The organism is Kitasatospora sp. HPM-01-4, assembly GCF_051374625.1.
GTDB lineage: Bacteria > Actinomycetota > Actinomycetes > Streptomycetales > Streptomycetaceae > Kitasatospora.
This window is the reverse complement of sequence record NZ_JBPQGP010000005.1, coordinates 3,769,791-3,782,432: the sequence shown is the minus strand read 5'-3', so window position 1 is coordinate 3,782,432 and position 12,642 is coordinate 3,769,791. Positions and strand designations below refer to the sequence as shown.

Annotated in this window: 10 protein-coding genes; 8 read left to right on the top strand and 2 right to left on the bottom strand. The window is 72.4% G+C overall.

Features of this window, described 5'->3' with window-relative positions; genetic code table 11:
- Positions 1–57 precede the first annotated feature (57 nt).
- The 3 genes from ACSMTC_RS16200 (at position 58) to ACSMTC_RS16190 (ending at position 3,687) form a co-directional block, all read left to right on the top strand.
- Positions 58–1,485, top strand: a complete 1,428-nt coding sequence (locus ACSMTC_RS16200) for a family 2B encapsulin nanocompartment shell protein (RefSeq protein ID WP_436560397.1) — start codon at positions 58–60, stop codon at positions 1,483–1,485.
- Between the two features lie 187 nt (positions 1,486–1,672).
- Entirely contained in the window at positions 1,673–2,722 is a 1,050-nt protein-coding gene (locus ACSMTC_RS16195; protein WP_436560396.1) for a family 2 encapsulin nanocompartment cargo protein polyprenyl transferase, read from the top strand.
- Between the two features lie 206 nt (positions 2,723–2,928).
- On the top strand, positions 2,929–3,687 hold the full coding sequence (locus ACSMTC_RS16190) for a bestrophin-like domain (RefSeq protein WP_436560395.1): 759 nt from the start codon (positions 2,929–2,931) through the stop codon (positions 3,685–3,687).
- 115 nt (positions 3,688–3,802) lie between these two features.
- Here ACSMTC_RS16190 and ACSMTC_RS16185 read toward each other — a convergent pair whose 3' ends face one another.
- Positions 3,803–4,804: an NAD-dependent epimerase/dehydratase family protein gene (locus tag ACSMTC_RS16185; RefSeq protein WP_436560394.1), complete on the bottom strand. Its 1,002-nt coding sequence runs from the start codon at positions 4,802–4,804 to the stop codon at positions 3,803–3,805.
- A 295-nt stretch (positions 4,805–5,099) separates the two neighbouring features.
- Here ACSMTC_RS16185 and ACSMTC_RS16180 point away from each other — a divergent pair, with 295 nt between their 5' ends.
- The 5 genes from ACSMTC_RS16180 (at position 5,100) to disA (ending at position 11,440) form a co-directional block, all read left to right on the top strand.
- A complete protein-coding gene (locus ACSMTC_RS16180) occupies positions 5,100–6,422 on the top strand; it encodes a DUF1254 domain-containing protein (protein ID WP_436560393.1) in 1,323 nt (440 codons plus the stop codon).
- Between the two features lie 65 nt (positions 6,423–6,487).
- Complete coding sequence (locus ACSMTC_RS16175) at positions 6,488–7,825, top strand: DUF1254 domain-containing protein (RefSeq protein WP_436560392.1); 1,338 nt, start codon at positions 6,488–6,490, stop codon at positions 7,823–7,825.
- A 25-nt stretch (positions 7,826–7,850) separates the two neighbouring features.
- On the top strand, positions 7,851–8,555 hold the full coding sequence (locus tag ACSMTC_RS16170) for a GAP family protein (RefSeq protein WP_436560391.1): 705 nt from the start codon (positions 7,851–7,853) through the stop codon (positions 8,553–8,555).
- A 130-nt stretch (positions 8,556–8,685) separates the two neighbouring features.
- Positions 8,686–10,206 (top strand): DNA repair protein RadA, encoded by a 1,521-nt coding sequence (gene radA, locus ACSMTC_RS16165; protein ID WP_436560390.1) that lies wholly within the window; start codon positions 8,686–8,688, stop codon positions 10,204–10,206.
- A 127-nt stretch (positions 10,207–10,333) separates the two neighbouring features.
- Positions 10,334–11,440 (top strand): DNA integrity scanning diadenylate cyclase DisA, encoded by a 1,107-nt coding sequence (gene disA, locus ACSMTC_RS16160; RefSeq protein ID WP_436560389.1) that lies wholly within the window; start codon positions 10,334–10,336, stop codon positions 11,438–11,440.
- Positions 11,441–11,587: 147 nt separating this feature from the next.
- Here disA and ACSMTC_RS16155 read toward each other — a convergent pair whose 3' ends face one another.
- Complete coding sequence (locus tag ACSMTC_RS16155) at positions 11,588–12,436, bottom strand: hypothetical protein (RefSeq protein ID WP_436560388.1); 849 nt, start codon at positions 12,434–12,436, stop codon at positions 11,588–11,590.
- Positions 12,437–12,642: the final 206 nt, after the last annotated feature.

Below are 12,642 nucleotides of genomic sequence, written 5' to 3'. Positions count from 1 at the left end.
TGTGTGGAGCAACGCGACACATCGTGAATTCATGCGCCCATGTGGAGGCTCCGTCCGATGACGACCGAAACAAATCTCGGTATTCCTGCTCAGAGCGGCCAGCCGCAGAACCGTCAGCAGACCAGCCTGACCACCGCCGGCGCGCGGAACCTGGCCACGACCACCAAGTCCGAGCCGCAGATGCAGGGCATCAGCTCCCGCTGGCTGCTCAAGATGCTGCCCTGGGTGCAGGTCTCCGGCGGTACCTACCGGGTGAACCGCCGGCTGAGCTATGCGGTCGGGCGCGGCCGGGTGAGCTTCGTGAAGACCGGTGCGGAGGTCAGGATCGTCCCGCCGTCGCTGCGTGAGGTGCCCGTGCTGCGGGGCTTCGAGGACGACGCGGTGCTGGACGAGCTCGCGGGCCGGTTCACCCAGCGGGACTTCGCGGCCGGTGAGGTGCTGGTCGAGGCCGGCCAGCCGATCGACGAGGTCTTCCTGGTCGCGCACGGCAAGGTGAACAGGATCGGCACCGGCAAGTACGGGGAGACCACCGTGCTCGGCGTGCTGGCCGACGGCGACCACTTCGGCGACGAGGCCGTCCGCCAGGCCGACGCGCTCTGGGAGTACTCGGTCAAGGCCGCCACCGCCGGTACGGCGCTCTCGCTGTCCTGGGCCGCTTTCCAGCAGCTGGTGAGCCGCTCGGAGGCGCTGCGCGACCAGATCACCGCGTACCTGGCCGATGCCCAGCAGTCGCAGAACAAGCACGGCGAGGCCGAGATCGAGCTGGCCGCCGGCCACGAGGGCGAGATCGAGCTCCCCGCCACGTATGTGGACTACGAGCTCGCTCCGCGCGAGTACGAGCTGAGCGTCGCGCAGACGGTGCTCCAGGTCCACAGCCGGGTGGCCGATCTCTACAACCAGCCGATGAACCAGATCGAGCAGCAGCTGCGGCTGACCATCGAGGCGCTCCGCGAATGCCAGGAGCACGAGCTGATCAACAACCGCGAGTTCGGCTTGCTGCAGAACGCCGAGTACGACCAGCGGATCCAGACCCACTCCGGCCCGCCCACCCCGGACGACATGGACGACCTGCTCAGCCGCCGCCGGGGCACCAAGATGTTCCTCGCCCACCCGAAGGCGATCGCGGCCTTCGGCCGGGAGTGCAGCAAGCGCGGTCTGTACCCGACGCCGACCGAGGTCCACGGTCAGCAGGTCCCGGCCTGGCGCGGTGTGCCGATCTTCTCCTGCAACAAGATTCCGATCGTGGACGGGCATACCAGCTCGATCATCGCGCTGCGCACCGGGGAGGACAACCAGGGGGTCGTCGGCCTGCACCAGACCGGAATTCCGGACGAGTACCAGCCGAGCCTCTCGGTGCGTTTCATGGGAATCAACGAGAAGGCGATCATCTCCTACCTGGTGAGCGCCTACTACTCGGTCGCCATTCTGGTGCCGGACGCAATCGGCGTGCTGGAGAACGTCGATATCGCGCGCCCGCGTGACTGATTCCGTCCGATCCGTTTCCAGTCGATACGGAATCTGACGGAAACCGGGGTGTGGCCGGTGAGTTCATACGACCGCACCCCGCCGACCGCCTGCATCCCCTTCCCCCGCCCGGGGCCGGGGGAAGGGCTCGGCGCGGCCTCGTGGGAGGCCCGGCCGGGAGGCCCGACGAACCGGGGGAGAAACACACATGGGGATCTTCACGCTCGAACGCCGAAGCCGGGAGGGGCACCAGGCCGCGGAGGTGCTGGCCCGCGCCCGGGCGCTGGTCGACCCGGCGCTGCGCTCCGCGGTCGGCACACTGCCCGAGTCGATGCGCCGGATCGCCGGGTACCACTTCGGCTGGTGGGAGCCGGACGGCACGCCCGCGGACGCCGGTTCGGGCAAGGCGATCCGTCCGGCCCTGGTGCTGGCGGCCGCGCAGGCCCTGGGCGGGCAGCCGACGGCGGCCGTCCGGGCTGCTGCGGCCGTCGAACTGGTGCACAACTTCACCCTGCTGCACGACGACGTCATCGACCGGGACCAGACCCGGCGGCACCGCCTCACGGCCTGGCGGGTGTTCGGCACCACCGAGGCCATCCTGGCCGGCGACGCGATGCACTCGCTCGCGCTGCGCACCCTTGCCGAGGACGACCACCCCGCCACCCCGGGGGCCGTCCGCCGTCTCGCCGACTGCGTCGTCGAACTCTGCGCGGGCCAGCAGAGCGACTGCGCCTTCGAACGGCGGGACGACGTCTCGCTCGCCGAGTGCCTGGTCATGGCCGAGGCCAAGACCGGCGCCCTGCTCGGCAGCGCCTGTGCGATCGGCGCGCTCTACGCCGGTGCCGACGAGAGCGCGGCGAAGGCGATGGACGCCTTCGGCCGGGAGATCGGCCTGGCTTTCCAGCTGATCGACGACCTGATCGGCATCTGGGGCGACCCGGCCGTCACCGGAAAGCCGGTCGGAGCCGATCTCGCCGCCCGGAAGAAGTCGCTGCCCGTGGTCCACGCGCTGTCCTCCGGGACCAGGGACGCCACGGTGCTCGCGGAGCTCTACGCGCTCGAACGGCCGCTGAGCGCGGAGGAGTTGCTGGCCGCAGCCGCGGCGGTGGACGGCGCCGGCGGGCGGGCCTGGGCGCAGGCCGAGTCCTGCACCCGGATGTCGGCCGCGATCGGCCACCTCTCCGCCGCCGTCCCCGATCCGACCGCCGCCGACGACCTGCTGGCGCTGGCCGAACTGGTCACCCGCCGCAACCACTGAGCGATGGGCGCGCCGGTGCCGACCGTGCCCCGTGAGCGGCTCTGCCGCAGGACGAGCGGCAGGCGGCCGGCGGAGGAGGGGAGCCCGAGGACGAGTGGGCGGCGCGGGTCCGTCCCCGGACTCGGCTCCGACCGCGTCCTCGCACCCGAAACCGCCTTCGCACGTCCGCACGTCCGCACAACCGCAAGGGCAGGGAAGCACAGCGTATGAGCCTGTTGGACATCGGACTCCTGGTCGGCATCATGCTGGCCGTCTCGGCGGTGCTGTACCTGGTGCAGCGCTTCATTCCGCACCCGGTACGCGAGGCGCACAACGACGTGGCCGGCTTCATCTTCGCCGCCGTCGGCGTGCTCTACGCGGTACTGCTGGCATTCGTGGTGATCGCGGTCTGGGACAACAACGACGCGGCCCGCAAGACCACCTTCAAGGAGGCCGACTCGCTGGCCGGGATCTACTGGATCTCCCGCCAGCTGCCGGCCCCGCTCGGCCCGCAGCTGGAACGGCACACCCTCGACTACGCCCAGATGGTCAAGGACACCGAGTGGCCGCTGATGGCCCATCACGAGTCCAGCCCGGCCGCGACCGACCTCGTCTACCAGATGCGCAGTGACGTCTTCGCGATCCAGGCGAGCAACGACCAGCAGCGGGTGCTCTACGACCACGCGGTCAGCCACCTGGAGAACCTGGCCTCCGAGCGCCGCTCCCGGCTGAGCCAGGTGGACGAGGACGTACCGCCGCTGCTCTGGGCGGCGTTGATCATCGGAGGTGTGCTGACGGTCGGGTTCACCTTCCTGTTCGGACTCTCCAACACCTTCTCGCACGGGCTGATGGTGCTGGCGCTCAGCGGGCTGGTGGTGATCTCACTGATCGTCATCAAGGAGATGGACTTCCCGTTCGCGGGGGTCACGGCGGTCAAACCGACGGCCTTCGACGTCTTCCTGAACCGCTTGCCCACGCCGCGGTAGGCCGTTCGGCCGGGCCGGGCCAGGCCGGTGGGACAGCCGCCCGGGGGCGTGGGGAACGGCGTGAACAGCCCTTTCGCGGGGAGCGCGGTTCCCCGCGCCCCGCTCGGCGTCCTCCCTAGAGCCCCAGCAGCTCGCGCTCCTTGGCCGGGTCGATGCCGAGCGGCACACCGCCCTGGGTGTAGGGCTCGGTGCGCGGGCCGCGTTCCCGGATCCAGGCCCAGGTGTCGCGGACGGACTCGGTGATCGGGCGGCAGACCAGCCCGGCCGCCTGGGCCCTGGTGGTGTCGGCCTGCCAGATGCCCTGCCAGTCGGGCTGCTCGGGAGCCCAGAGCGGCAGCCCGACCCAGGGGGCGACCTCGGCCGCGAGCAGCGCCTCGTCGTCGATCCAGACCAGTTCGGCATCGCTGCCGGTGGCCGCCACGCAGGCGCCCAGCCACTCGCCCATGGTGGTGGAGCCGGGCGGCGCGGTGGTGACGTACCGCCCGAAGGCGCCGCGCTCGGCCAGGTCGAGCCCGAAGGCGGCGAAGTCGCGCGCGTCGATCAGCTGCATCGTCCGGTCGGGGTTGCCCGGTGCGACCACCTGTCCGCCCCGGGCGATCCGCTCCAGCCACCAGGGCAGTCGGCCGACGTTCTCGTGGGGGCCGATCAGCAGACCGCAGTTGAGGACCACCGACCGCTCCGCGCCGAACTGTTCGAGCAGGGCGCGCTCGCAGCCGGCCTTGAGCGCGGTGCTCATCGGCTGGCCCGGCGGGGTGTCGGCCGGGCAGGGGTTGGTGGGGGAGTCCTCGCCGACCGGAAGAGCGGGCCAGTCGGCGAAGGCGTGGACGGAGGAGACGAAGCCGTAGTGGCCGGTGTGCGGCCGCAGCAGCCGGGCGGAGAGGGCGACCGAGGCGGGCTGCTGGGCGGAGGTGTCCACCACCGCGTCCCAGTGCCGGCCGTCGATCAGCCGTTCCAGGTCGGCGGCCGAGTCGCGGTCGCCCCGGACGGCTTCGACACCGTCCTGGTCGGGGCCGGTGAGGCCGCGGTTGAAGGTGGTGACCTGGTGGCCGCGGCGCAGCGCTTCGATGACGTAGGCGCGTCCGAGGAAGGACGTGCCGCCGAGCACGAGGATGTTCATACCGGCAAGACTGGTCCTCACCATCCTTTAGCCGTATGGGCGTTCACTTCCGGCGGACTCCGTTCACTCGCAGCGGAGTGCGGTGTGTCGCCGCGGCGGGTCGTGCTCGGCATGCTCCTCGTGCGTCCGGCGTGCCAAGGCCCAGGACCGCATCCGACGTCCCCTTTGTGCGGTAATGTCCGAATGTCTCGTCATCGGTCAGCCGGCCGTGGGCGCGACCACCTCGGTGTGACCAGCGCGACCACCTCGGCGTGACCGGGCAGTGGTCCGGCCAGGCAGTGGGGAGTACGGCAGCATGGGCAACCCGGCGCTCGTGGACCCGGCGACGATCAGGGAGACCGCCGCCGAGGCGTGGATCTGGGGCTCCGCCCTGCTGGCGAACTACCGGACCATGTACCCGCAGGCCGTCGACGACGCGGACCCGCGTTTCGTCGGCGGCTTCGGCGTCTTCCGCCACTACCCGAACCCCTTCACCCCGGCGGACGTCGACCAGGTGGCGCCCAGTGCCGACACCCCGTACTCCTGCGCCTGGCTGGACCTGCGGGCCGAGCCGTGGGTGCTGGAGGTCCCCGCCACGGACCGCTACTACGTCCTGGCGCTGCACGACCTCGACACCTCGTACGTCGGCTTCGTCGGCTCCCGGACCACCGGGCAGGGGGCGGGCCGCTACCTGATCGCGGGGCCGCGCTTCACCGGCGACGCCGGCCGGGGTTTCGACGGCGTACTAAGGGCGGACACCGACCTGGTCGGGATCCTCGGCCGCAGCTACCTGGCGGGCCCGCAGGACACGCCCGCGCTGCGGCAGCTGCAGGCGCAGTACGCGCTCCGACCGCTCAGCGCGTACCTCGGTGCCGAGCCGCCACCCGCCGCTCCCGAGCCGCACTGGCCGGTGTGGCGGGACGACGAGGTGCTGGACACGCTGGAGTTCTTCGTCCTGCTGGACTTCCTGCTCGGGTTCTTCCCGGTCCTGCCGGCCGAGGCCGCGCTGCGCGGCCGGCTGTCCGAACTCGACATCGGCGCGGGCGACTTCGAGCCCGCGACACTGCCGCTGGAGGTCCGGGAGGCGATGCTGAGGGGCATCGCGGACGGCAGGGCCAGACTGGCGGCGGAGACGGCCAAGGGCCCGGAGGCCACCGCCTGGTTCGGCACCAGAACCCAGCTCGGTGACGACTACCTGGCCCGCGCGGTCGGTGCCCAGCAGGGCAGGTACCCGCTGCCGGTCGAGGAGGTCTGGAGCACCGACTGGCTCGCCGACGACCAGGACAACCGTCCGCTGGACGCCGCCGAGCGCCGTTACACCCTGGAGTTCCCGGCCGGACAGCTCCCGCCCGCCCGGTTCTTCTGGTCCGTGACCGTGTACCGGCTGCCCGACCGCCTGCTGGTGCCGAACCCGGCCGGCCGCTGCTCGGTCGGTGACCGCACCCCCGGGCTGGTGCACGGTCAGGACGGTTCGCTCACCCTCTTCCTCCAGCACGAACGGCCCGCCGACCCGGCGCAGGAGGCCAACTGGCTTCCGGCGCCCGCGGGACCGTTCACCGTGGTGCTCCGGGTGTACGGACCCGAGCCGCCGGTGCTGGACGGGCGCTGGCAGCTGCCGCAGCTCAACATCCGCGACTGACCTGCCGACCGCTGCCGACCGACCTGCCCACTGGCACCCGTACTGATCCGGAAAGGGAGTTCCGCATGTCCGATGCCGCCCTGGAGGCGCTGGCGGCCGACGCCTACGTCTACGGCAGCCCGATCGTCCGCGACCTCACCACGGTCGGCGCCTTCGTGGCACGCGGCATGGGCAGCGGTCTGCCACCCACCCCCTTCAACCGCTTCGCGCACGCCAGGGAACCGGCCACGCACCGGACCGAGTTCCCCTCGGTCAACAGCGACACCCTCTACTCCTTCGCCCAGCTCGACCTCTCCGGCGGGCCGATCCTGCTGCACGTCCCGGACAGCCGGGGCAGCTACTACGTGCTCCAGTTCGTGGACGCCTGGACCAACAACTTCGCCTACCTGGGCCGCCGTTCCACCGGTACCGCCGAGCAGACCTGGCTGGTCGCCCCGCCGCACTGGCACGGCACGCCGCCCGAGGACGTGCAGGTGATCGTCTCGCCGACCACGGTCGCCAGCATCATCGGCCGCTACGCCTGCGCGGGCCCGGCCGACCTCCCCCGGGTGCTCGACCTCCAGCGGCATCTCACCCTCACCCCGCTGGAGCTCGGCGGGGTGTACGCCGGGATCCCCGAGCCCGACCCGGCCGTCCAGGGGGACCTGCGCTTCCTGGAGCGGCTGCGGAAGTGGATGGCCGCGTTCCCGCCGGCCGAGCCCGACCAGGAGTACCAGCGGCGCTTCGCGCCGCTCGGCCTGCTGGACACCGGAACCTCCCCGTACCTGGCCCCCGACCCCGTCTGGGCCCGGACCCTGGCCGACGGCCTGGCGGCGGGCCGGCAGCGGGTCGAGGCCGTGACCGGGCCGACCGAGGAACGCGGCGCCGGGGAGTGGGCGATCAGCCTGCACCTCTTCGACTACAACCTCGACCACTTCGGCCCCGGCACCATCGCCTCCCGCGAGTGGCGGACCGCCGACCGCCGGGCCGCCTACCTCATCAGGGCGGCCGCCGCGCACACCGGCCTGTGGGGCAACCACGCGTACGAGGCCACCTACGCCGTCGCCCACGAGGACGCCGCGGGCCGCCCGCTCACCGGCGCCCACTCCTACACCCTGCGCCTGGACGGTCCGCCACCGGTCGACGCGTTCTGGTCGCTCACCGTCTACCGGCTGCCCGAGCGCCGCCTGTGCGAGAACCCGATCGGCCGGTACTCGGTCGGCGACCGCACCCAGGGCCTGGCGTACGGGGAGGACGGTTCGCTCACCCTGGTCCTCCAGCACGAGCGGCCCGCCGACCCGGCCGAGACGGCGAACTGGCTGCCGACCCCGCCGGGCGAGTTCCGGCCGATCCTGCGGATGTACCAGCCCAGGGCCGCCGTACTGGACGGCTCGTACCGGCTGCCGCCGATCGAACCCCGCTGAGACCGACCGGCAACAGGGAGCGTGGGTGGGCGAGGCGATCGGGCAGATGCTGGTGTCGGCGGCCGGTATCGCGATCGGCCCGATGCCGCTGGTCGCGACGGTCCTGCTGCTGGCCACCCCGCGTGGACGGCGGAACGGTGCCGCCTTCGCCCTCGGATGGGCGGCCACCCTGGCGGCGGTGACCACGGCGGTCGTGGTCCTCGTGGTGGTCTCGGGCACGGGCGGGGCCGGGGGGACGGCCTTCGGTGCGGGCGGCGGGCCGAGGCCCTCCTGGCCGTGGTGGGTGCGGCTGGCCGCGGGCGTGCTGCTCCTGCTCCTCGGAGCCCGGCGGTGGCGGGAACGCCCGCGCGAGGGCCATGTGCACCGCCCGCCGCGCTGGATGGCGGCCGCGGGCCGCCTCACCCCGGGCCGGTCGGCCCAACTGGCCGTGGCCCTGGTCGCGGCCGACGCGAAGAACGTCCTGCTGGCGGTCGGCGGCGCGGTCGCGATCGCGACCAGCGGTGGCGATGCGGCGGACCGGGCGCTGGCGCTGGTGCTGATGGTGCTGGTGGCGTCGCTGTGCACCCTGGTGCCGCTCGCCGTCCGGCTGTTCGGCGGGGCCGGGGCCGAGAAGGTGCTGGGCGAGTGGAAGGCCTGGATGTCCACCCACAACGCGGCGATCGCCACCGTACTGCCGGCCGTACTGGGGGCGGACTACGTCGGCGCCGCGATCTCCGGCCTGACGGCCTGATCCCGGGACCGGCCTGATCCCGGGGCCGGCCCGGTTCCGGGCGTCAAGCCGGCCATGCCCCGGCACCCTCACGGGCGTTCGGAAGCTTCGGGTGTCCGGGTTGTCGGAGGCAGCGGATACGGTTGGCGGCATGGCTGCCCGCACCAAGACCACCGCCAAGCCGCGCCCGGCATACCGCTGCACCGAGTGCGGCAACCAGCTGCCCAAGTGGGTCGGCCGCTGCCCCGAGTGCAACGCCTGGGGCACCGTCGAGGAGTACGGCGCGGTGCCGATCCGGACCACGGCCGCGGGGCCGGTCAGCTCGCCCGCCAAGCCGATCGGCCAGGTGGACGGCCAGGTGGCCACCGCCCGCAGCACGGGCGTGCCCGAGCTGGACCGGGTGCTCGGGGGCGGGATCGTCCCGGGCGCGGTGGTCCTGCTCGCGGGTGAGCCGGGCGTCGGCAAGTCCACCCTGCTGCTGGACGTCGCGGCCAAGGCCGCGAGCGACCGGCACCGCACCCTCTACGTGACCGGCGAGGAGTCCGCCGGGCAGGTCCGGCTGCGCGCCGACCGGATCAACGCGCTCTCCGACCACCTCTACCTGGCCGCCGAGTCCGATCTCGGCGCGGTCCTCGGCCACATCGAGGCGGTCAACCCGGGGCTGCTGATCCTGGACTCGGTGCAGACCATCGCCTCCGCCGAGCTGGACGGCGCCCCCGGCGGTCCGGCCCAGGTCCGCGAGGTGGCGAGCGCGCTGATCCGTGCCTCCAAGGAGCGCGGCATGGCCTCCCTGCTGGTCGGCCATGTCACCAAGGACGGCCAGATCGCCGGCCCCCGGCTGCTGGAGCACCTGGTCGACGTGGTGCTGAGCTTCGAGGGGGACCGGCACGCCCGGCTGCGGATCATCCGGGGCGTCAAGAACCGCTACGGCGCCACCGACGAGGTCGGCTGCTTCGAGCTGCACGACGAGGGCATCGAGGGCCTGGCGGACCCGTCGGGCCTGTTCCTGACCAGGCGTGACAAGCCGGTTCCCGGCACCTGCCTGACGGTGACCCTGGAAGGCCGCCGTCCGCTGGTCGCCGAGGTGCAGGCGCTGATGGTGGACTCGCAGATCCCCTCCCCCCGCCGGACCACCTCCGGCCTGGAGTCCCCCAGGATCGCGATGATCCTGGCCGTGGTCGAGCGGCACGGCGGAGTGAAGCTCGGCAAGCAGGACATCTACACCGCGACGGTCGGCGGGGTCCGGCTCACCGAGCCCTCCGCAGACCTGGCGATCGCGCTCGCGGTGGCCAGCTCCTCCTCCGACACCCCGCTGCCCAGCAACCTGGTGGCGATCGGCGAGGTCGGTCTGGCCGGTGAGGTCCGCCGGGTCACGGGCGTGCAGCGGCGGCTCGCCGAGGCGCACCGGCTGGGCTTCACCCACGCGCTCGTCCCGCCGGACCCGGGCAAGGTGCCGCCCGGCATGAAGGTGGTCGAGGTCTCCGACATCGGTGAGGCGCTGCGGGCCATCCCCGGCCGCCGCAGGTCCGCCCGGCCGAAGACCGAGGGTGACAACAGGACTGCTCCGCAAGGGCGTTCGGCCTCCCGGTCGGTTCCCGCGCCGGCCGTCGCGGCCTACCCGGACGAGCTGATGGCCGGGTGGGAGCCGGTGGACTCCGACGAACTGGCCTGACCCCGGTCCCGATATCGCCGTGCACAGTTAGACTCTGACCTGTCCAATTGGCATGAAGTGCAGTAATTGAGCAGCGACAGACCGTCGGGCGCCACGCCACACGGTCCGGGGCGACCGGAGGAGTCACGTGGCAGCCAGCGACCGGGCGGACAAGTCCTCCCGCGAAGAGGCCCTGCTACGGGCCTCCCTCCAGGCCATCGCCCCCGGCACCCCGCTGCGGGACGGCCTTGAGCGGGTGCTCCGCGCCAACACCGGTGGCCTGGTGGTGCTGGGCTTCGACCGCACCGTCGAGTCGCTCTGCACCGGCGGTTTCGTGCTGGACGTGGAGTTCTCCGCGACCCGGCTGCGCGAGCTGTGCAAGCTGGACGGCGCGGTGGTGCTCGACAAGGACAGCACCAAGATCGTCCGAGCTGGTGTGCACCTGATGCCGGACGCCGCCATCCCCACCGACGAGACCGGCACCCGCCACCGGACGGCCGAGCGGGTGAACCGGCAGACCGGGTTCCCGGTGGTCGCCGTCTCGCACTCGATGCGCCTGATCGCGATGTACGTCAACGGCACCCGCCGGGTGCTGGAGGACTCCACCACCGTGCTCTCCCGGGCCAACCAGGCGCTGGCCACCCTGGAGCGGTACAAGCTGCGCCTGGACGAGGTCGCCGGCACCCTCTCCGCGCTGGAGATCGAGGACCTGGTCACCGTCCGGGACGTCGCGGCCGTGGTCCAGCGGCTGGAGATGGTCCGGCTGATCGCCGCCGAGATCGCCGGCTACGTCCTGGAACTCGGGACGGACGGTCGGCTGCTCTCCCTCCAGCTGGACGAACTGATCGCCGGAGTCGAGCCCGAGCGCGAACTGGTCGCCCGCGACTACTTCCCCGAGCGGGCCGCCAAGAAGGGCCGTACCGTGCCCGAGGTGCTCGACGACCTGGAGGCGCTCACCCACGCCGAGCTGCTGGATCTGCAGACGGTCGCCAAGGCGCTGGGCTACTCCGGCTCGCCCGAGTCGCTGGACTCGGCGGTCTCGCCGCGCGGCTACCGGCTGCTGGCCAAGGTCCCGCGCCTGCCCAACACCGTGATCGAGCGGCTGGTGGAGCACTTCGGCGGACTGCAGAAGCTGCTCGCCGCCAGCATCGACGACCTGCAGACCGTCGAGGGCGTCGGCGAGACCAGGGCCCGGTCGGTGCGTGAGGGGCTGTCGAGGCTCGCGGAGTCCTCCATCCTGGAGCGGTACGTCTGACCGCTGCGGCGTCAACTCCCTTGCGCGGCAGGTGGTCTGTGCGGCGTGGGGCCGCAACCGGGAGCCGCCCGCCGCACGGGAGGTGCGGCGGGCGGCTCTAGGCGTCGGGGCTGGTGTCGGGGCCGTCGCGGACGGTCCGAGCCGGGCTCAGCCGTCGAGGCGGATCGAGGTCCGCGCGGTGATCGGGCCGCCGGACGGGCCGGTCAGGGTCGCCTGCACCAGGTAGTTGCCCGCCTGGGCGGTCGAGCCGTCCGGGGAGGCGCACTGCGGCTTGCTGCGGCTGCGGTCCCAAGTGAACGTCTCGGTCAGGCCGTTGCCCGCCGCGATCTCGACCCAGTTGGCCTGCTTGTCGGTCGGGCAGTCGGCGGAGGACCAGATCCGCTCGTTGGCGGCCGAGGTCACCACGATCGCGGAGGCCGTACGGCCCAGGTCCACGCGGCAGTTGGCGCCGGAGCTGTTGCGGACGGTCAGTGCGAGCCGCGGCTTGTCGTTGCTCTCGAAGGAGTTCTGGGTGCCCGCCAGCTCCAGGGCGACCTGCGAGGCGCTGCAGATCGGGAGGGCCATCACCGCGGCGGTGTTCACCGGAGGCGATGCGGCCGCTCCGTTGGAGCCGCCGCCGTTGGAGCCGCCCGATGCGCCGCCGGCGGAGGAGCCTGAGCCGCCGGACGCGCCGCCGGCGGAGGAGCCCGCCGATCCGGTGGTGCCCCCGGTGAGACTGACCTCGCCGCCGCCTCCGCCCGAGACACTGCCGCTGCCGCCCGAACCGCCGCCGGGGCGGCTGGTGATCGCGGGGCCGGTCGGTGAGGCACCCGGGGTGATCGACTGGGCCGGGGCCGGCTGTGCGGTCTTGTCGACGGGCTTCTTCCCGTCGCCCTGGGCGGTCGTCAGCCAGACGACGAGCGCGATCACGGCGAGCAGGACAGCGGACACGACGACACGCCGCCGCCAGTAGATCGACGCGGGCAGCGGTCCGACGGGTTGACGCAGAGAGGGCACGCGCAAACTCTACGAGACTGTATGCACCTGTTGATGCATCAACACTGACCCTGCGCCGTTTCATTCACATCATCCGTCATATGACCCGGATGAGGGAAGAGGCGGTCGGAGCACCCGTCCGTCGGCGCCACCGGGAAACCCCAGGGATACCGGGAGCCCCGGGCCGTGGACGGTGACCGCGGCCGGTCGGCCCCCGCTGGGCCGGT

Bases quoted from the DNA above. Each gene is read 5' to 3' on its own strand.
- ACSMTC_RS16185 (WP_436560394.1), bottom strand. From the start codon at position 4,804: ATGAACATCCTCGTGCTCGGCGGCACGTCCTTCCTCGGACGCGCCTAC.
- ACSMTC_RS16190 (WP_436560395.1), top strand. From the start codon at position 2,929: ATGAGCCTGTTGGACATCGGACTCCTGGTCGGCATCATGCTGGCCGTC.
- ACSMTC_RS16180 (WP_436560393.1), top strand. From the start codon at position 5,100: ATGGGCAACCCGGCGCTCGTGGACCCGGCGACGATCAGGGAGACCGCC.
- ACSMTC_RS16195 (WP_436560396.1), top strand. From the start codon at position 1,673: ATGGGGATCTTCACGCTCGAACGCCGAAGCCGGGAGGGGCACCAGGCC.
- ACSMTC_RS16175 (WP_436560392.1), top strand. From the start codon at position 6,488: ATGTCCGATGCCGCCCTGGAGGCGCTGGCGGCCGACGCCTACGTCTAC.
- ACSMTC_RS16200 (WP_436560397.1), top strand. From the start codon at position 58: ATGACGACCGAAACAAATCTCGGTATTCCTGCTCAGAGCGGCCAGCCG.
- radA (WP_436560390.1), top strand. From the start codon at position 8,686: ATGGCTGCCCGCACCAAGACCACCGCCAAGCCGCGCCCGGCATACCGC.